This window comes from Achromobacter pestifer, assembly GCF_902859625.1.
GTDB classification, from domain to species: Bacteria; Pseudomonadota; Gammaproteobacteria; order Burkholderiales; family Burkholderiaceae_B; genus Achromobacter; species Achromobacter pestifer.
In genome coordinates, this window is sequence record NZ_CADIJX010000002.1 from 452,021 (window position 1) to 471,915 (window position 19,895).

A 19,895-nucleotide genomic window follows, 5' to 3' on the forward strand; every position below is an offset into this window, starting at 1 on the left:
GTATCACCAGTGCAAAAACTAATATTGGACGGCGGTGCCTTGCCTGCTTACGCTGTCCGGAGCATCGGGCCGCAGTTGGCGGCGAATCACGAACCCTAGAGGTCAGGAGACAGGCATGACGGAACTCGTGCACTACGAGCAGAGCGCGGATGGCATTGTGACGCTGACGCTGGATGATCCCGCCACGCGCAATGCGTTGACGGGCAGCGACATGGTGGACCAGCTGCTGGCGGCGTTCGCGCGCATTGAGCGCGATCCGGGCGTGCGCGTGTTGATCCTGACGGCAACGGGCAATGTGTTTTCGTCGGGCGGCAACGTCAACGACATGCAGCGCCAGATCGGTCCCGAGGTGGGCAGCGCCGCCTTGCGCCAAGAATATCGCCATGGCATTCAGCGCCTGCCGCTGGCCCTGCATGCGCTGGAAGTGCCGACCATCGCCGCCGTCAATGGCCCTGCCATTGGGGCGGGCTGCGATCTCGCTTGCATGTGCGATGTGCGGATAGCGGCGGAAACGGCGAGCTTCGCTGAGAGTTTCGTCAAGCTGGGCATTGTTCCCGGCGACGGCGGCGCCTGGTTCCTGCCCCGGCTGATCGGCATGGCGCGGGCCGCCGAAATGTCATTCACCGGGGATGCCGTTGATGCGGGCACGGCGTTGGACTGGGGGCTGGTGTCGCGGGTGGTGCCGACGGTGGAATTGTTGCCCGCCGCGCAAGCGCTGGCCGCGCGCATGGCGGCGAATTCCCCGGATGCGGTACGCCTGACCAAGCGCCTGCTGCGCGAAAGCCAGCACGTGCGGTTGGACACCTTGCTGGAACTGTCGGCTGCCTATCAGGCACTGGCCCACAAGACGCAGGCGCACGCGGATGCCGTGGGCCACTTTGTCGCGCAGCGGGCGGCGCGCAAACCCCGGGCGTGACCTTCCGGGTTGACCCGGACTTGCCCGCTGGGGACGGCACGGCGTCGGCGGGCCGGCGGTATGATGGAACGTATTACAAGGAGGAAACACCATGAATGAAGTCATCGTCGCTTCGGCCGTCCGCACCGCTATCGGCGACTTTGGGGGCGCGCTGAAAGACGTGCCGCCGTGCGATCTGGGCGCCACCGTCATCCGCGCCGCGCTGGAACGCGCAGGCGTCAAGGGTGACGAAGTTGGCCATGTGGCGGTCGGCCACGTCATCAACACTGAGCCGCGCGACATGTATTTGGCGCGCGTGGCCGCCATGAATGCGGGCATTGCCAAGGAAACGCCGGCTTTCAACGTCAACCGTTTGTGCGGTTCGGGCTTGCAGGCCATCGTGTCGGCGGCGCAGACCATCATGCTGGGCGACGCCGAGATCGCCATCGGCGCGGGCGCCGAAAGCATGAGCCGTGCCCCCTATATCGTGCCGTCCCAGCGCTGGGGCGCCCGCATGGGCGACAGCGTCATGCTGGACATGATGACGGGCGCCTTGTCGGACCCGTTCGGCCGCATGCACATGGGCGTCACGGCCGAGAACGTGGCGGCCAAGTTCGGCATCAGCCGCCAGGATCAAGACGCCTTGGCAGCGGAATCGCATCGTCGCGCGGCCGCCGCCATCGACGCAGGCTATTTCCGTGACCAGATCGTGCCGGTGGTCCAGAAGACGCGCAAGGGCGAAGTCGTGTTCGACACCGATGAGCACGTGCGCCGCGATGTCTCGGCTGCCACCATGGCCACGCTCAAGCCGGTCTTCCAGAAAGAGAACGGCACCGTCACGGCGGGCAATGCCTCGGGCTTGAACGACGGCGCGGGCGCGCTGGTGTTGATGAATGCCTCGGTGGCCGCCAAGCGTGGCATCAAGCCGCTGGCCCGTCTGGTGGCCTATGCCCACGCGGGCGTGGATCCCGACATCATGGGCATCGGCCCGATTCCGGCCACGCAGGCCGCGCTCAAGCGCGCCGGCCTGACGGTGGATCAGTTGGATGTCATCGAAGCCAACGAGGCCTTCGCGGCGCAGGCCTGCGCCGTGTCGCGTGAGCTGAAGCTGGATCCGGCCAAGGTCAACCCCAACGGCAGCGGCATCGGTTTGGGGCACCCCATTGGCGCCACGGGCGCGATCATCACCGTCAAGGCGCTGCACGAGTTGCAGCGCGTGGGCGGCCGCTACGCGCTGGTGACGATGTGCATCGGTGGCGGGCAAGGCATCGCGGCTATCTTCGAGCGCATCTAAGCCTGAAGGCCGCGCGTTCCGCCACCCGTGGCGGCACGCGCGGCCTTCAGGCGTGGCCCAGGTAGTCCTGGGCCCACGCCAGGCATTCGGCGCGCAGCAGCGCGCCCATCGTTACGCGACGCGGCCCATCCAGCCGGCTGCTGATCGCCCCGAAACTGAACGCTACCCAGGTCAGTTCCGACACCGGGAATGCCACCCCCACCCCTGACACGCCCGGCGTGATCGTATCCACGATCTCGGAGTATCCCGTCGTGCGGGTTTGCTTGACCGCTTTCATCAAGGCGCTGCTGCTGACGCCGATCTGCGCATAGCTGGCGGCATGGCGCGCGTATAGCGATGCGATCTCCTCGTCCGGCAAGCTGGCCATCAGCGCCAAGCCGCCCGCGCCCACGCCCAGCAGGCGGCGTTCGCCCTGGTCGATCGTGAATACCTTGACCGGAAACGACCCGGCCTCCCGCAGCAGGCACAAGGCGTAGTCGCCTTGGCGGATCACCAGAAAGACCGTGTCGCCCGACAAACGCGCGAGTTTCTGCGCGAACGGCCGCAGCGCGTCCAGCAGGGGCGTGCGCCGCAGGGCGGCAAACCCCAACTGCATGGAATCCACGCCCAGACGGTAGCGCCGGGTGCGGTTGTCGCGTTCGGCGAACTGTTCTTCCAGCAGGCAGCTCAGCAGGCGATGCGCGGTCGAGCGTTCCAGGCCGCTGGCATTCATCACGCCTTGCAGGTCGATCCCGTCTTCCTGGTGCTGCGCCAGCACGCGCAGCAGCCCTAGGGCGCGGCGCATGCTTTGCGTGCCGCCGGTGGCAGTTGATTTGTTCATATTGTGGGAATTATTGATCGAATATTTTGTATTCTAGGATTTAAGGTGCGTTAATTCAATCCAGTCGATCCGCGCCGGCTTCGAGCGCGGGCATAGCAAGAGACGAGGAGACTATGGAATACGCCACCCTGGCCGTCGAACGGCTTGACTCGATTTGCCGTATCAGCCTGGCGCGCGAATCCGCGCGCAATGCTCAAAGCCAGCAGATGCTGGACGAACTGGATGACGCCCTGACGCGGGCCGAGCAGGACGACGCGGTGCGCGTGGTTGTGCTGGCCGGGCGCGGTGCGCATTTTTCGGCGGGCCATGATCTGAAGGAGGCGCAGGCCAAGCGCGCGGACTTCACGGTGGAAGAGCGCTGGGACTACGAGTCGCGCCGCTATTACGGCTATTGCCTGCGCATTTGGGACTTTCCGAAGCCGACCGTCGCCCAGGTGCAGGGCGCCTGCGTGGCCGGCGGATTCATGATCGCCAACATGTGCGACCTGGTGGTGTGTTCCGACACGGCGTACTTCTCGGATCCGGTCGGCCATACGCTGGCGGCAGCGGCCACCGAAGTGCTGATCCACCCGTGGGTCATGGGCCTGCGCAAAGCCAAGGAAATGCTTTACACCGGTGAGAAGGTCGACGCGCAGGAGGCATTGCGCATCGGCATGGTGAACCGCGTGGTGCCCGAGGCCGAGCTGGATGACGCCACGTTGGCGTTGGCGCGTCGCATTGCCCAGGCGCCACCGTTCGGCCTGCGCCTGATCAAGCGGTCACTGAACCGCACTGCGGATGCCCAGGGGTTTCGCACCGCGCTGTCGGCGCACTTTGATACGCATCAGCTCTCGCACCTGAGCGAGGAATTCCAGGCTGTGCGCGAACGCGGCCTGGCCCAGGCCATCCAGCGCAACAAGAAGGGCGAGGCGGCATGAGAACGCCTTTGGATTGCTTGCTGAACCCAGCGTCCATCGCCATGGTCGGCGCCAGCGCGAACGCGGGGCGCATTGGCGGAATGCCCTTGGAACTGCTGACCCGCTTCGGCTATGCCGGCGGCATCTATCCGGTGAATCCGAAGTATCAGGAAGTGTTCGGCAAGCGCTGTTGGCCGGACATCGAGTCCGTGCCCGAACCCGTTGATCTGGCGGTGCTGGCAATTGCCGCGGCCGAGGTCACGCCCATGCTGCGCCGTTGTCACGCCAAGGGCGTGCGCGCGGCCATCGTCTATGCGGCGGGCTTTGCGGAAGCGGGCGGTGATGGCGTGCGTTTGCAGGATGAATTGGAAGCCTTCGTGGCGGAAAGCGGCATGGCGGTTGCGGGCCCGAACTGCATGGGATTCGCCAACCTGAACACGCAGGCGCATACGGCGTTCGCCTCGGTCTTCAAGACTGCGCCCGCGCAAACCAGGCCGGGCGTGGTCAGCCTGCTGACGCAAAGCGGCAACGTGTGCGCGGCGGTGTATGCCATTGCGCGCAGATTGGATCTGCCGTTTTCGCACTTCATCAATACCGGCAATGAAGCGTGCCTGGATTTTTCGCAGTACCTGGAATATCTGGCGGCCGATCCACACACGGAAATCGTGCTGGGCTACATCGAGCAATTGCGTGACGGCGACCGCTTTGTGCGCGCCTGCCGCGAGCTGGAACGCCAGGGCAAGCTGTTGATCGCGTTGAAGGCGGGCAGCACGGAGAAGGGGGCGCAGGCCGTGCGGTCCCATACGTCCGCGCTTGCCGGGGATCGGCGCGTGTACGCGGCGGCGTTTCGCCAGTTGAATGTCATCGAGGCGTCGGACTTTGCGCAAATGGCGCACCTGGCCAGCCTGGCGACGCTGCGCCATCGCAGCGCCGGCAAGCGGGTGGCCGTGCTGACGATGTCGGGGGCATTGGGGGCGATTCTGGCCGACAAGTTCATCGGCGCCGGGCTGGACTTGCCCGATCTGCCCGACACGCTGCAAAGCGTGTTGCGCGGCGGCATCCCGGACTACGGCATGGTCGGCAACCCCGTGGACGTGACGGGCAATGTGGTCAACGACCCGGATTTCGTGCGCACCGTGTTGCAGGCCTTGGCCACGACGGACGCGATCGACGCCGTGGTGGTCTATGCCCCGGGCTACATGCTGGACCGCATGGCGGATGCGCTGGCCGAAGCCTCGCGCCAACATTCGCGCCTGTTCGTCGCGATCGATACCGGGTTGGCGCAAAGCCGTGCTGCGTTGCGCGAGGCCGAGGTGGCGGTGTTTGAAGACTTGGGGCAGGCGGTGTCTGCCTTGGCTCCGTACCTGTTGTGGTGCGAGGCGCGCGGCGCCAAGCGCGTGGCCCAGGCACCGGTCCCGGAGGCGGTGGCCGTGCCGACGCTGCCTTGCAACGAAGTCGATGCGCGGGCGTATGTCGCCGCTTTCGGATTGCCGCAGGCTCGGGCGCACGCGGCACGCGACGCCCGCGACGCAGTGGCGGATGCGCGTGCGGCGGGCTATCCCGTGGCTTTGAAGATCCTTAGCGCGGATATCGCACACAAGACCGAGGCCGGTGGCGTGGTGCTGGGCCTGTCGGATGACGAGGCAGTGCAGGCCGCCTGCGATCAGGTCGTCCGGTCGGCCAGCCAGGCGCAGCCTGATGCGCGGATTGACGGCGTGATGGTGCAAAAGATGGAACGTGGCGTGGCCGAGATCATCGTCGGCGCGACCCGTGACCCGGTGTTCGGGCCCGTGCTGACCGTGGGCCTGGGGGGCGTCCTGACAGAGCTTTACCAGGACACCAGCCACCGTCTGCTGCCGGTCGACGAAGACATCGCCTTGCAGATGTTGCGCGAACTCAAGGCATATCCCCTGCTGGATGGCTACCGGGGCAAGCCCCGCGCCGATCTGGCGGCGGCGTGCCGGAGCATTGTGGCCGTGGGCAATGCCTTGCTTGCGGCGCCCGCCAACGTGGCGGAGATTGAAGTCAACCCATTGCTGATCAAAGAGGCGGGACAAGGCGTCGCGGTACTGGACGCGCTGATCCTGCCCGCAACCCCGTAGCGCGAACACGCAATCACGCAACTCGCGCAGCGTATCCCCAGGAGGAGACAAGCATGATGAAGAGACTATTGGCCGGCGTCGCGCTGGCCTGCATCGGCGTCGCGAACCCGGCGCATGCCCAGGACCCTTATCCCAGCCGTCCCGTGCGCCTCGTGGTGCCGTTTTCGCCAGGCGGCGCGGCGGACATCATGAGCCGGCTGCTGGCCGAACGGCTGACCGCGAAGCTGGGACAGACCGTGATCGTCGAAAACAAGCCGGGCGGCGGGACGATGATCGCGTCCGACTACGTGGCGCGCGCCGAACCGGATGGCTACACCTTGTTGATGGCGGCGTCTTCCCTGGGCATTGCGCCCAGCATTTACGCCAAGGTCAATTACGACCCGATCAAGGACTTCGCGCCGGTCAGCCAGGTGGCGTCGGTGGTGCACGTGCTGGAGGTGCATCCATCGATTCCGGCCAAGAACGTGGGCGAGCTGATCGCGTATCTGAAGGCCAATCCGGGCAAGGTCAGCTACGGCTCGGTGGGCACCGGCAGTTCGACGCATCTGGAAGCCGAGCTCTTCAACAGCATGGCGGGCGTGCAGATGGCGCATATCCCCTACAAAGGCAGCGCGCCCGCGCTGAACGATCTAGTGGCGGGACGCATCCAGGTGATGTTCGATGCCTGGGCGTCGTCAGGCCCCTTCGTCAAGGACGGCAAGCTGCGTGCGCTGGCCGTGACCACGACCCGCCCATCGGCCTCGGTGCCGGACTTGTCGACGGTCGCCGCATCGGGCCTGCCGGGCTATTCGGCCATGCCGTGGCTGGGCTTGGTGGCGCCCGCGCGCACGCCACAGCCGGTGATCGACAAGCTCTATCAGAACCTGGCGCAGATCCTGGAACAGCCCGATGTGAAGGCGCAGTTCGTGGGGTTGGGGCTGGACATCATCGGCAGCGATCCCAAGACGTTCTCCGCCTTCATCCGGCAGGACGTCACGACCTGGGCGAAGGTGGCGCGCGAGTCCAATATCCGTCTGGAGTAGCAGGAATGAGTCGATTGGAAAATGCGGCGCAGGATGACGCCGCCTTTCGCCAGACACTGCGCGGCTGGCTGGAGTCGGCCTACGCAGGCTTCGCCCGGGACTGGCCGGGCGGGGCGGCGCCGCGTGACCTGGATTTTCGCCGCGCATGGGAAGACCTGTTGTGCGCCAACGGATGGTCGGGGTTGGGTTGGCCGACTGAGCACGGCGGGCAGGCCTTGCCGTTGTCGCGGCAGGCCGTGTTCCATGAAGAGCATGCGCGTAGCGGAGCGCCGTTGGGGGTGAACCTGATCGGCCACGGCATTCTTGCGCCGACGCTCTTGCACTTCGGCACCGAGGCGCAAAAGCGGCGCTTCCTGCCGGGTATCTTGTCGAACCACGAGGTTTGGTGCCAGGGCTATTCGGAGCCGGGGGCCGGTTCCGACCTGGCCTCGGTGCGTACGCGCGCCGAGCCGACTGCGGGCGGCTATCTGCTGAATGGCCACAAGATCTGGACGTCGTTCGCGGATCGGGCGCAGTGGTGCTTCGTGCTGGCTCGAACCGATCCGCAGGCGCCCAAGCATCGAGGCCTGAGTTTCCTGCTGGTGGACATGCAGAGCCCCGGCGTGCGGGTGGCGCCCATCCGGCAGATCACGGGGGACGCGGAGTTTTGCGAGGTGTTCTTCGAAAACGTCTTTGTGCCGCAAGACCTGTTGCTGGGCGAACAGAATCAGGGCTGGAAAGTGGCGATGGCCGCCGCCAGTTTCGAGCGCGGCACCTACTTCATTCCGCGTCTGGTGCGCTTTGCGCAAGAGCTGGAGCTGGTGCGCGATCTGGCGTTGCGTCCTGATGCGCAGGGCCATGTGCCGGCGTCCTCCGCAGCCGTGCGCCACCAATGGGCGCGGCTGGCAGCCGACAGCCATGTGCTGGCGCTGAAGTCGCAGCGCGCATTGGCCGGGGCCATGCGGGGCGATCCTCCGGGGCCGGAAGGCTCGTCCACGAAAATCCATTGGAGCGAGGCGCATCAGCGCCTGCTGGAACTGTCCATGCAACTGCTGGGCGAAACGGCTTGCCTGGCGGACGGCGCAGGCGAACAAGCCGTGGCGTTGACCCATGCCTACCTGTGGTCGCGTGCTGAAACCATCCTGGCGGGCACCTCCGAGATCCAGCGCAACATCATCGCCGAACAGATGTTGGGGCTACCCAAGGCCTGACGTCGGACGACGTTGAATTCCGCATGTTGATCCCCTGTTTTCAGCCCCACACCCTGATCCCGCTATGAACCTGCCTTTGACTGAAGACCAGCGCATGCTGCAAGACGCGGCCCAGCGCTTCCTGGCGCAACGCCATCCTGTCTCGGCCGCGCGTGGCGCGGCCATCCGGCCGGCGGATGCCCGGCTGGCCCTGTGGGGCGAACTCGCGGCGCAAGGCTGGCCCGCGCTGCTGGCGCCGGCGGCATTCGACGGCCTGGGCTTGGGCCTGCGTGAAGCCTGGATCGTGGCCGAGGCGGCCGGGCGGCATCTGTTGAGCCTGCCACTGGTGGCCAACATGGTTGTGCTGCCGACCTTGTGCGAAGCCGGCATCGATGGGCGGCCGGCGGACTGGGCGCGCACGATGATGGAAGGCGGCGCCTATTTTGCCGACGTCACGTTGTATCCGGACGGTTCAGCCTTTATTGAAGGCGCTGGCGAAGGCGTGCCGGCGCTGGCTGTCAGCGCCGTTGGCCCCCAGACCTTGAGGCTGGAACGCTATGCGCCGGTGCCCGGCGCGGCGGGACTGGACCCGACGATGGCGGTGGCGCGGGTGGCTCGGCCCGAATTGCAGGATCGTATCGACCTGAGCGTGGACGCCGGCACCTGGCGGCGGCTGCGCACGCGGCTGTCCCTGTTGCGCTCGGCCGAACTGCTGGGGGCGGCTTCGGCCGCGCTGGACATGGCGGCGGCCTATGCCCGCGAACGCCGCCAGTTTGACCGCGCCATCGGCGCCAACCAGGCGATCAAACATCGTCTGGCCGACGATTGGATGGCGCTGGATGACGCGCGCCTGGCTGGCACCGCGGCGGCATCCGCGCACGATGCCGGGCAAGCGTCGGCGGATCGCGACAGCCTGTACGTGCCCTTGCTGGCCGTGGAAGGCGGCCGGCGTGCCGCCCAAAATGCCATCCAGACGCACGGCGCGATGGGCGTGACCTGGGAGTGCGACGCGCATCTGTACCTGAAGCGTGTGCTGCGGCTGGCGGCCAGCCTGCATGCCGAGGCGTCCAGCACGGAACTGCTTGAGCGCATCTGGGAAGGGGGCGCCCAGGGGGCGGCCGTGGCCATGGGCTAGGGTGGGGCGGGTGGCCTGACGTTGGGCCGTGTCCGACCTACAATCCCGCCATGAACAAATCGAACCTCCCCTCTGAACTGGACCAGCCGACGCTGTCCGAAGTGGACGGCGTCCGCTATCTGCACTTCAACACCGAATGGGTTCAGGGCGCCATGCGCATCAAGAATCCGTCGGAACTGGTGCTGGAATATACCGGCCAGATGATGGCCTGGCTGTTGTTCCTGGAACCGCCCAAGGAAGAGGCCGTGGGCATGCTGGGCCTGGGCGCCGGCTCGCTTGTGCGGTTCTGCGTGAAGCACACGCGCAGCCCCTTGTTGGCCGTGGAATGGAATCCGCGCGTGACGGCCGCCTGTCATATGTTCTTCCGCCTGCCGGGATCGAACCGGCTGGAAGTCGAACACGCGGACGCCGGCGTCTGGGTGGCCGACCCGATGAACGCGGGGCGTTGCCCGGTGCTGATGGTTGACCTGTACGATGCGTCGGCGCAAGGGCCGGTGCGCGATAGCGTGAAGTTCTATCGCGACTGCCGCCGCGTGCTGGGCGATGTCGGGGTGTTGGCCGTCAATCTGTTCGGCCGCCACGAGAGCTTCGGCAAGAACATCGACAACATGTCCAAGGCGTTTGACGACCGCGTGCTGCTGCTGCCCGAAGTCGACGCGGGCAACCAGATCGTGCTGGCCTTTTCGGGGCCACGCCTGGCGGTCACGCCGGCCGAGCTGCTGGCGCGCGCCGAGGTCGTGGAATCCAAATATGGCCTGCCGGCTCGCCGCTGGGCGCGGGCGCTGACCCGCCACGCCGTGGACGGCGTTCTGCATTTCTAAGTCCTGGGTGCATTAGGGTAGTCACGGGGCGGAAGGGGTTTCCCTTTTTCCGCCCTGGGATCTATGATGGGTTTGTTCATAATTATGAATTACGGTGAAGTCAAAACCGTTTCCCCATGAGCCAACCCATCGTTCGCCAAGCCCTGTACCTGGAAGTCGCGGATCGGCTGCGCGCCATGATCCATGCGCGCGCGCTGACCAACGGCGAATGGATCGACGAATTGCGTCTGGCGGGCGAACTGGGCATTTCCCGCACGCCGCTGCGCGAAGCCCTGAAGGTGCTGGCCACCGAAGGGCTGGTGCGGCTGGAGCCGCGGCGCGGCTGCTTCGTCAACGAGTTGTCCACCCAAGACCTGGAAGACATCTTTCCCCTGATGGCCATGCTGGAAGGGCGCTGCGCATTCGAGGCCGCGCGCAAGGCCAGCGACGAGGAACTCGCCGCGCTGGAGCCCTTGCACGCCGAATTGGCGGGCCACGCCGAAGCGGGCCGCATCGATGCCTATTACCAGACCAACTACCTGATCCATGAGGCCGTGCAGGCCTTGTCCGGGAACCAGTGGTTGAACGACATGGTGGGCAATCTGCGCAAGGTGCTCAGCCTGTCGCGGCACCGCAGCCTGGCCCGGCCCGGGCGCATCGAACAGTCCTGCGCCGAGCATCTGGCCATTTTCGCCGCCCTGAAGGCGCATGACAGCAACGCCGCGCAAGCGCTGGCGCACACCCATTTGATGCGGCAGCTGGAAGCGCTGCGCGCATTGGCCAATGAAGACGCCGCCGATCCGGCGTTATCCGATCCCATCGTCATCCAGGAGCCCATCCATGTCCGTACCCGCCAATCTCGCGCCCGCGCGGGGCGCACGCACGCCTGAGCCCGACAACGAGGCCATCGACGCCGCCTCGGCCGCTGAGGGGTCCAGCCTGATCACGCGGCTGGGCCGGTTGTGGGAACGGGGGCGCTTGCCCAGTGAATCCGACGTGCGGCGCCTGTTCGAGGCGCGGCTGACCGATGTGGCCGCGAACAAGCTGGCTCGCCGCTGGTGCGAACAATACAGCGCGGCCGACAGCAAGGACCGCCGCTTGATGCTGGCTGCGCTGGCGCAAGTGCGCGCCACCTATGCCAACGACGGCGGCGAGGGCGCACGCCTGTTCAAACGCTTCAATGCTCAGCCGCAAGGCCTGCGTTTCCTGGTGGACCTGCGCGCCGACATGCAGCGTTGGCGCAAGCAGGTGGCGGGCATCCAGAGCCTGGACAAGGAACTGGAAGGCCAGTTGTCGGCGTGGTTCGATGTGGGTTTGCTGGAGCTGCGCCCGCTGACCTGGGATTCGCCGGCCTCACTCTTGGAAAAGCTGATCCTCTACGAAGCCGTGCACGAAATCACCTCGTGGGATGACCTGCGCCGCCGCGTGTCGCCTGATCGGCGCTGCTATGCCTACTTCCATCCGCAGATGCCGGGCGTGCCGTTGATCTTTGTGGAAGTGGCGTTTGCCAGCCAGATGGCCGACAACGTGCAGGTGTTGCTGGACAGCACTTTGCCGCCGCAGGACCTGGACAAGGCGCGCTGGGCGATCTTCTATTCCATCTCGAACACGCAACCTGGCCTGAAGGGCATCAGCTTCGGCAACTTCCTGCTGAAGCGAGTCGTCGAGCAACTGCTGGAAGAATTGCCCAAGCTGAAGGCGTTTGCCACCTTGTCCCCGATCCCTGGCTTCTCGGATTGGTTGGGCAAGCTGGATGCCGCGGCCGTCGAGGCCATCGTGCGCGATGACAAGGCGCGCGCCAAGGAGCGCCAGCGCGAAGGCGTGCCCGACGGGCAGCGCTGGGTGTCGCGGCTGGCCAAGGCGGCGCAAGGCAGCACCTCAGACGTCGTCAAGCGTGCCGGCTTCCGTCTGGCTGCCAGCTATTTGCAGACCATGAAGAACAGCTTGCCGCTGGATGCCGTGGCCCGCTTTCACCTGGGCAACGGCGCGCGCATCGAACGCCTGAACTGGGCGGCAGATACGTCCCAGAAAGGCTTGAAGCAGTCTTGCGGACTGATGGTGAACTATCTGTACGACCTGGATGAACTGGACACGAATCTGGCGAAGCTGGGCGAGGGCAAGCCGCAGGTCAGCCGAAGCGTGGGGCGCGCGGTCTGATGAAGCCTGCCGGCACAAGGTAGGCCGGACAGGGAAACCATAAGAACGACAGGGCAGGAGGGGACATGACGCAAGACGTGGCTGGCCGTGTGCGGCTGGAACGCGAAGGGCATTTGGCCTGGGTGACGCTATCGCATCCGGGCCGCTTGAATGCGATCACCGTGGGCATGTGGCGTGAACTGCAAGACGTGTTCACGCAGATCGGCGCCGACGATACCGTGCGCTGCGTGATCGTGCGCGGTGAAGGCGGCAACTTCGCCGCCGGCGCCGATATCCGGGAGTTTCCCGTCGAACGGGCCGACATGGCCGGCGTGCAACGCTATCACCGGGAGATCCTGGCGCCCGCCTTGCAGGCCGTGGCGGCGTGCCCGCAGCCCGTGATCGCGCAGATCGACGGCGTATGCGTGGGCGGCGGAATGGAAATCGCCAGCCAGTGCGACGTGCGCATCGCCGGTGCGTCGGCGCGTTTCGGCGTGCCGATCAACCGCCTGGGCTTTCCCATGGCGCCCGATGAAATGCGGGGCCTGCTGGCGCTGGTCGGCCGTGCCGCCACATTGGCCATCTTGCTGGAAGGCCGTGTGTTCGATGCCCAAGAGGCGCGTAGTCTCGGCCTGCTGACCCGCGTGGTCGCGGATGATCAGGTGGCCGCCGCCGTGCGCCGCAGCGCCGACCGCATCGCTCAGGGGGCGCCGTTGGCCGCCCGCATCAATAAACGCTTGTCCGCAAGGCTGACCCAAGGCGGCGCCTTGACCGAGGACGAGTACCAGGATTATTTCTCGTATGCCGAAAGCCGGGACCACAAGGAAGGCGTGCGCGCTTTCCTGGCCGGCGTCGACCCTTCCTTTTCCGGAGACTGACCAAGGTGAGCAACGCCAACCTCTATGCCGTCCTGCAAGGCGGCTTTCCCAAAGATCGCAGCAAAGTCGCGCTGGAAACGCCCGACCTGGAATACACGTGGGATGACATCGACCGCGCCACGGCGTGCCTGGCCAATCTGCTGACGTCGTTGAAGCTGCCGGCGGGTGCGCGCGTGGCGGTTCAGGTTGAAAAGTCGCCGGAAGCGCTGTTGCTGTACCTGGCCACGTTGCGCGCCGGGCTGGTGTATCTGCCGCTGAACACCGCCTACCGCGAATCCGAGATCGAGTACTTCCTGGGCAACGCCGAGCCCGCCGTGGTGGTTTGCGCCAGCAAGAACCTGGATTGGGTGCAGCGCGCCGCCGACAAGGCCGGTTGCGCGCACGTCTACACGCTGGACGAGGACCGTACGGGCACGCTGTTGGCCGCGGCGGGTGGCTTGCCGCAGACCTTCAAGACGGTGAGCCGCAAGCCCGACGACCTGGCCGCCATCCTGTATACGTCCGGCACCACTGGGCGTAGCAAGGGTGCGATGCTGTCGCACGGCAATCTGGCCGCCAACGCGCAGGTTCTGCATGAATACTGGGGCTGGCGCCAGGATGACGTCTTGCTGCACATGCTGCCGATCTTCCACGTACATGGCTTGTTCGTTGCGTCGCACGGGGCCTTGCTGGCCGGCGCCAAGATGATCTGGCTGCCCAAGCTGGACGCCGACCAGGCACTGCGTTACCTGCCACAAAGCACGGTGATGATGGGCGTGCCGACGTATTACGTGCGCCTGCTGGCGGACCCGCGTTTCGACCGCGATGCCTGCGCCAACATGCGCCTGTTCATTTCGGGGTCGGCACCGTTGTTGGCCGAGACCTTCTCTGACTTCCAGAAGCGCAGCGGGCACGCGATCCTGGAACGCTACGGCATGAGCGAAACCGTCATGCTGACGTCCAACCCCTACGATGCCAAGCTGGGCGAGCGCCTGGCTGGCACGGTGGGCCGCGCGCTGCCGGGTGTGCAAGTGCGCGTGGTGGACGATACCGGCATCGCGCTGGCACCGGGCGAGATCGGCAACGTGCAGGTGCGCGGGCCCAACGTGTTCTCGGGCTACTGGCGCATGCCGGAAAAAACCCGCGAGGAATTCACGGAAGACGGCTGGTTCAAGACGGGCGACGTGGGCCGCTGGGGCGGGGAATCCGCCGGGCGAGACGTGCCGGCCGACTATCTGTCCATCGTGGGCCGCAGCAAGGACTTGATTATTTCTGGTGGCTTCAACGTCTACCCGAAAGAGATCGAGACCCTGATCGACGACATGCCCGGCGTGGCGGAATCGGCGGTGATTGGTGTGCCGCATGCGGACTTCGGCGAGGCCGTGGTGGCCGTGGTCGTGCCCAAGGACGGCGTGTCGCTGGACGCGGCAGCGATGCAGCTTGAATTGAAGTCGCGCATTGCGAATTTCAAGGTGCCAAAGCGCGTGCATATCATCGAGCAGTTGCCGCGAAACACCATGGGCAAGGTGCAGAAGAACGTGCTGCGTGAAACCTACAAGGCACTTTGACGCCATCCAGAATGCCGGTCTCATGGGGCCGGCATTTTTTATCCAAGGAGGTCATCCCCCTACAACGTCATGCCGTTCTGGCAGCTTCATTCCATAAGAATTTCAAGAGACGAGACGCACAAAATCGCGCCGTCCCCAAGATGCAGCAAGAGGAGACAATATGAGATATCGCACGACAGCCGCGGCCTTATTCGCCGTGGCAGCCCTGGGTTTCGGCGGCACGGCCGCTGCGCAATGGCCCGAGCGCCCCATCACGCTGATCGTCCCGTTCCCCGCAGGCGGGGGCACGGATACCTTCGCCCGTCCGCTGGCCCAGCAACTGACCATGCAGTTGGGGCAGACGGTCGTGATCGACAACAAGGGTGGCGCCGGCGGCACGGTGGGCGCAGGCGTGGCCGCCAAGGCCCGGCCCGATGGCTACACGTTCTTCATGGGCGGCGCGCACCATGCGCTGGCTCCATCGTTGTACAAGAGCCTGAACTACAACATCCAGAAGGACTTCGTGCCGGTTGCCCTGGTGGCGCAGCCGCCGCAGGTGGTGGTCATCAACGCCAGCAAACTGCCGGTGAAGACCTTGCAGGAATTCATCGACTACGCCAAGAAGCATCCGGGCGAAATCAACTATGGCACGGCCGGTAAGGGCAGCACGCACCACCTGGCCGGCGAGCTATTCGCCATGCAGACCGGGATCAAGCTGGTGGACGTGCCCTACCAAGGCGCGGGTCCGATGCTATCGGCCCTGATCGGAGGCCAGGTGGATTTGGCCTTTGATGGGTTGGGTTCGTCTTCGGGTCACATTCGAGCGGGTGTGATCAAGCCTCTTGCGGTGGCCGCCAGCGAGCGTTCGGCATCGTTACCCGATGTGCCCACCGCTGCCGAGGCGGGGGTGCCCAATTACGTTGTGTCGACCTGGTACGCCATCTGGGCGCCAGCGGGCACACCGAAAGAGGCGGTCGACAAAATGGCCGTCGAAATCACCAAGGCGTTGAATACGCCGAAGATCAAGGAAACCTGGGCCGGCAACGGATCGTCGGTACCCACGCTGACGGGCGCGGATTTTGGAAAATTCGTCGACAGCGAGGTGGATCGCTGGGCCAAAGTGGTCAAGGATTCCGGCGTGAAGCTGGATTGATGCACTCGCGGATCGGATTTCAATTACTATTGATAATCGTTATCATTGGTAAGTTTGTCTTCCGATCCGTCGAATGCCATGAATCAGAGCGGTTCCCCAGCCCCCATCGAGGGGCTCTACATCCAGCATCAATCGTGGCTGCGTGATTGGCTGCGCAGAAAGACAGGGTGCCCGTTCGACGCGGCCGACCTGACCCACGATACCTATCTGAAAGTGCTGGTGCGCGACGACGACGCGCGGGTCTTGCGCGAGCCGCGCGCCTATCTGACGACGATTGCGCACGGACTGATGGTCAATCTGTTCCGGCGGCGCGACATAGAACGCGCTTATCTGGACAGCTTGGCGCTGGTCGAGGACGCGGCGGCGCCGTCACCCGAGCGGCGTGCCCTGGCGCTGGAGGCGCTGATCGAGATCGACCGCCTGCTTGACGGCTTGCCGTCCAAGGTGCGCAGGGCGTTCCTGCTGGCACAGCTGGAAGGGCTGCGCCACGGCGAGATCGCCGAACGCATGCAGGTGTCCGTCAGTTCGGTGCGCCAGTATCTGGCCCGCGCCATGCAGCACTGCCTGGCGGCCTGGTGAGCGGGCGCGCGACCGGCCGGGCGGAGTTGCCGCCATCGGTCATCCGCGAAGCCAGCATCTGGTTCGTGCGTCTGGGCGCCGAAGAGGTGACCGCTGAAGATGACGCCGCCTGTCGCCGCTGGATCGATGCCAGTCCCTTGCATCGGCTGGCCTGGGAGCGCGTGGAGATGCTGGGGCGCCAATTCGGGCAGGTTGAGCCGCAGGCAGGCCTGGCGGTGCTGGACCGAGGGGCGTCGCGTGGCCGGCGTCAGGCGCTGAAGATGCTGTCGCTGGGGCTGGGCGCGGGCGGGCTGGCTGCCGCGGGTCTGCCTTGGCGTGCCTGGACGTCGGACTTCGGCACGGCGGTTGGCGAACGGCGCAACGCCACGCTGTCCGATGGCAGCGCGCTTATCTTGAACACCGACAGCGCGGCCGACATGCGTTTCGATGACGTGCAGCGCCTGGTCGTGCTGCGCCGGGGGGAACTGCATATTGCGTCCCATGGCGATCCCATGATCCCGCCTCGGCCGCTTGTGGTCGCCACGCCAATGGGCCGGATCACGGCCCTGGGCACGCGATTTGTCGTCAGGCTGCTGGACGGCGAAACCTGGGTGGCCGTGACTGAAGGAGCCGTCAGGATCGAACCGGCCAGGGCGGACAAGGATGCCGCCCGCGTGATCGAAGCGGGCACAGGTACCTATTTCGATGAACGCGCCGTGCGGGCGGCGAGGCCGGCGCCCCACGCCGACGATTGGGTGCGGGGCGCCCTGTTCGCTGATGGCATGCGGCTGGACGCATTCACCGATGAATTGAGCCGCTACCGCAAGGGCAGGCTGGTATGCGATCCGTCCGTGGCGGGACTGCGCATTTCAGGATCGTTCCCGCTGGGCGACACCGACCGCATCTTGGCCGCCATCGAGCGCGCACTGCCGGTGCGCGCCGACCGCTACACGCGATATTGGGTGGTGCTGCGCGCGAAAAGCTGATTTCTTCTGTCACTTTTGCATTCTCGATTGGCATACGGGTGAAGCAACGAATGATTTCGCCTGGAACCCAACGATATGTCTCTGCCCTTTTTTCCTTCCCACCATGCCGCGCCAGCGGGCCTGCGCATGAAGGCTTTTGCCGCGCTGGTGCTGGCTGCGATGGCCGGCGCCGCATTGTCGCCGGCCTCGGTCCAAGCCCAACCTGTGGACGCTGCTGCGTCGCTACGCCACTCCGTCAATGTGCCGCCGGGCGCTTTAGGCACGGCGCTGTCCAGCTTTGCCCAGCAGACCCAGGTGCTGCTGTCCTTCGACCCGGCGCTGGCTGCCGGCATGGAGACCGCCGGCCTGCAAGGCGGGTACGGCGTGGAACAGGGCTTTGCCGCACTGTTGGCGGGCACTGGGCTTGAGGCCGTGCGCCGGTCGGATAACGATTACCTGCTGCAACGCGCGGGCGGCGAATCGGCCACCCAGCTCGCTCCCGTGGTGGTGCTGGGGGCGGGCGCCACCACCGAAGGCACCGGGCTGTACACCGCTGACTGGATGCGGTCGGCCAATGGCCTGGTGCTGTCGCAGCGCGAGACGCCACAGTCGACCAGCGTGCTGACCCGGCAGCAGATGGACGATCGATCCATCACGTCGGTGCGCGACGTCATGGAAAACGCCACGGGCATGAACGTGCAGCAGGCGGAGTCCGAGCGGCTGACCTATTACTCACGCGGTTTTTCCATGGACACGTTTCAGTTCGACGGCGTGGTCAAGCCGCTGAACGGCCTGTACCAGTTCGGCGACGGCAACCTGGACCCGGTCATCTACGACCACGTGGAGATCATTCGCGGCGCCACGGGCCTGATGAGCGGCACCGGCAACCCCGGCGGTTCGGTGAACTTCATCCGCAAGCGTCCCACGCGCGAATTCCAGGGCGACGTCAAACTCTCGGCCGGCACTGAGGATACCTACCGTGGCGAAGTGGATCTGTCCACGCCGTTCAACGAATCCGGCTCGGTGCGAGGGCGCATCGTCGGCGCCAAGGAACGGCGCGGCGACACCATGGACCTCTACAAGAAAAAGCGCGATGTGCTCTACGGCATCATCGAGGCGGACGTGGCGGACGCCACCACCGTCAGCATCGGCGGTTCGGTGCAGCGCACGCGGCCCAGCGGCATCAGTTGGGGCGGCTTGCCCGCCCTGGACGCCAACGGCAAGCCGATTGATTGGCCCAAGGGGCAGGCCATGGGCGCCAAGTGGTCGCGTTGGGATACGGATTCCCACGAGTACTTCGCGCAGATCGACCACGGTTTCGCCAATGGCTGGAACGCGCGCCTGTCGTATACGCGCCTGGAAAACAAGTTCGATGCGCCGTTGTTGTTCACGTCCGACGTGCCTGTGACGATCGACGGCTTCTCGACGCCGCCGCTGCTGCGCAAGTTCGTGGGCGGCAGTGATCAGGATGTTTACGGCGGCTCCATGGACGGCGACTTCAATGCCTTTGGCCGGCGTCACCAGTTCAATGTGGGTTTCTCCCATTCCATCATCAAGGCATGGAACCAAAGCTGGGATACCTCCGATCAGGCAACGTACCCCATTCCTGACGTCAACCACTGGACGGGCGACTGGCCCACGCCAAACTGGGACATCCTGGCGCTGTCGCAAACCAACCGCAACAAGCAGACGGGCGTCTACGGCACGTTGCGCCTGGGCTTGACCGAGCGGCTGCACTTGCTGACCGGCGCCCGCTGGACTCGTTGGGAATCCACCGAGACCAGCGCGGGCGTGACGGGCTATTCGCATACGTATTCCGAAGTCACGCCTTATGTGGGCGTCACCTATGACCTGAACGACACCTACACGGCCTACGCCAGCTACACCAACATCTTCCAGCCGCAAATGGTGAAGACGCAGACGTGGGACATGGCAGGGCCCGCGTATGGCCACAACTACGAAGCGGGCCTGAAGGCGTCATACCTGGACGGCCGCCTGAATGCATCCGTGGCGGTGTTCCAGACCGATCAGAAGGATGTGGCCGAGTATGGCGGCTACGACTATGCGCACGACGACGGCTGGTACTACATCCTGGACGGCACTCGCACCCGTGGTTTCGAGGCCGAGCTGGCTGGCGAAGTGATGCCGGGCTGGAATGTGTTCCTGGGCTACACGTATCGCCAGTCCAAGGACAACAATGGCAAGAAGGTGCAGACCACCCAGCCGGAGCAGTTGCTGAAGCTAAGCACGGCGTACCGGCTGCCCGGCGCGTGGAATAAGTTGACGGTGGGCGGCGGCGTGCGCTGGCAGAGCCAGACCAGCGCACAGACGTATTACGGCCTGCAATCCGGTTCCATTGTGCAAAAGCCCTATGCGCTGTTTGATCTGATGGCCCAGTACAACTTCTCGGACAAGACGCAGGTGCAATTGAACGTGCGCAACCTGGCCGACAAGAAGTACTACCGCTCGATGGGCTTCTATAACTCGGTCTTCTATGGTGAAGGCCGAACCGCGCTGGTCACGTTGACACAGCGCTTCTAGGGGGC

General features: G+C 65.3%; 17 protein-coding genes. 16 read left to right on the forward strand and 1 reads right to left on the reverse strand.

The genetic code is table 11. The features are described from left to right. Positions 1–115: 115 nt before the first annotated feature. A complete protein-coding gene (locus HV753_RS08860; RefSeq protein WP_175174080.1) occupies positions 116–916 on the forward strand; it encodes a crotonase/enoyl-CoA hydratase family protein in 801 nt (266 codons plus the stop codon). Between the two features lie 91 nt (positions 917–1,007). Continuing rightward, the gene (gene bktB, locus HV753_RS08865) at positions 1,008–2,189 is read left to right on the forward strand and encodes a beta-ketothiolase BktB (RefSeq protein ID WP_175174081.1); all 1,182 of its coding nucleotides are present in this window, start codon (positions 1,008–1,010) and stop codon (positions 2,187–2,189) included. A gap of 46 nt (positions 2,190–2,235) precedes the next feature. Here bktB and HV753_RS08870 read toward each other — a convergent pair whose 3' ends face one another. Further along, a complete protein-coding gene (locus HV753_RS08870; RefSeq protein WP_175174082.1) occupies positions 2,236–3,009 on the reverse strand; it encodes an IclR family transcriptional regulator in 774 nt (257 codons plus the stop codon). Positions 3,010–3,122: 113 nt separating this feature from the next. On the opposite strand from HV753_RS08870, the gene HV753_RS08875 reads away from it, so the two are divergent. The 14 genes from HV753_RS08875 to HV753_RS08940 all read left to right on the forward strand — a co-directional run bounded on the left by HV753_RS08875 (position 3,123) and on the right by HV753_RS08940 (position 19,890). Beyond that, positions 3,123–3,926: an enoyl-CoA hydratase gene (locus HV753_RS08875; protein ID WP_175174083.1), complete on the forward strand. Its 804-nt coding sequence runs from the start codon at positions 3,123–3,125 to the stop codon at positions 3,924–3,926. After that, positions 3,923–6,007, forward strand: coding sequence for an acetate--CoA ligase family protein (locus HV753_RS08880; protein WP_175174084.1), 2,085 nt, complete (start codon positions 3,923–3,925; stop codon positions 6,005–6,007). The genes HV753_RS08875 and HV753_RS08880 overlap by 4 nt, the downstream gene beginning before the upstream one ends. Positions 6,008–6,060: 53 nt before the next feature. Continuing rightward, a complete protein-coding gene (locus tag HV753_RS08885) occupies positions 6,061–7,029 on the forward strand; it encodes a Bug family tripartite tricarboxylate transporter substrate binding protein (protein ID WP_175174085.1) in 969 nt (322 codons plus the stop codon). Between the two features lie 5 nt (positions 7,030–7,034). Next, positions 7,035–8,219 carry an acyl-CoA dehydrogenase family protein gene (locus HV753_RS08890; protein ID WP_175174086.1) on the forward strand — a complete coding sequence of 395 codons (1,185 nt, stop codon included), beginning with the start codon at positions 7,035–7,037 and terminating at the stop codon, positions 8,217–8,219. Between the two features lie 64 nt (positions 8,220–8,283). Then, complete coding sequence (locus HV753_RS08895) at positions 8,284–9,333, forward strand: acyl-CoA dehydrogenase family protein (protein ID WP_246288203.1); 1,050 nt, start codon at positions 8,284–8,286, stop codon at positions 9,331–9,333. A gap of 50 nt (positions 9,334–9,383) precedes the next feature. Further along, complete coding sequence (locus HV753_RS08900; RefSeq protein ID WP_175174087.1) at positions 9,384–10,154, forward strand: class I SAM-dependent methyltransferase; 771 nt, start codon at positions 9,384–9,386, stop codon at positions 10,152–10,154. 116 nt (positions 10,155–10,270) lie between these two features. Then, entirely contained in the window at positions 10,271–11,023 is a 753-nt protein-coding gene (locus tag HV753_RS08905) for a GntR family transcriptional regulator (protein ID WP_175174088.1), read from the forward strand. Further along, a complete protein-coding gene (locus HV753_RS08910) occupies positions 10,974–12,290 on the forward strand; it encodes a malonyl-CoA decarboxylase domain-containing protein (protein ID WP_175174089.1) in 1,317 nt (438 codons plus the stop codon). The genes HV753_RS08905 and HV753_RS08910 overlap by 50 nt, the downstream gene beginning before the upstream one ends. Positions 12,291–12,355: 65 nt before the next feature. Then, positions 12,356–13,147: an enoyl-CoA hydratase/isomerase family protein gene (locus tag HV753_RS08915; RefSeq protein WP_175174090.1), complete on the forward strand. Its 792-nt coding sequence runs from the start codon at positions 12,356–12,358 to the stop codon at positions 13,145–13,147. A gap of 5 nt (positions 13,148–13,152) precedes the next feature. Then, positions 13,153–14,694 (forward strand): malonate--CoA ligase, encoded by a 1,542-nt coding sequence (locus HV753_RS08920; RefSeq protein WP_175174091.1) that lies wholly within the window; start codon positions 13,153–13,155, stop codon positions 14,692–14,694. Between the two features lie 160 nt (positions 14,695–14,854). Beyond that, entirely contained in the window at positions 14,855–15,826 is a 972-nt protein-coding gene (locus tag HV753_RS08925; RefSeq protein ID WP_175174092.1) for a Bug family tripartite tricarboxylate transporter substrate binding protein, read from the forward strand. Between the two features lie 78 nt (positions 15,827–15,904). Next, positions 15,905–16,405: a sigma-70 family RNA polymerase sigma factor gene (locus HV753_RS08930; RefSeq protein WP_175174093.1), complete on the forward strand. Its 501-nt coding sequence runs from the start codon at positions 15,905–15,907 to the stop codon at positions 16,403–16,405. Then, positions 16,402–17,370 carry a FecR domain-containing protein gene (locus HV753_RS08935; protein WP_175174094.1) on the forward strand — a complete coding sequence of 323 codons (969 nt, stop codon included), beginning with the start codon at positions 16,402–16,404 and terminating at the stop codon, positions 17,368–17,370. The genes HV753_RS08930 and HV753_RS08935 overlap by 4 nt, the downstream gene beginning before the upstream one ends. Before the next feature lie 75 nt (positions 17,371–17,445). After that, positions 17,446–19,890, forward strand: coding sequence for a TonB-dependent siderophore receptor (locus tag HV753_RS08940; RefSeq protein ID WP_175174095.1), 2,445 nt, complete (start codon positions 17,446–17,448; stop codon positions 19,888–19,890). Positions 19,891–19,895: the final 5 nt, after the last annotated feature.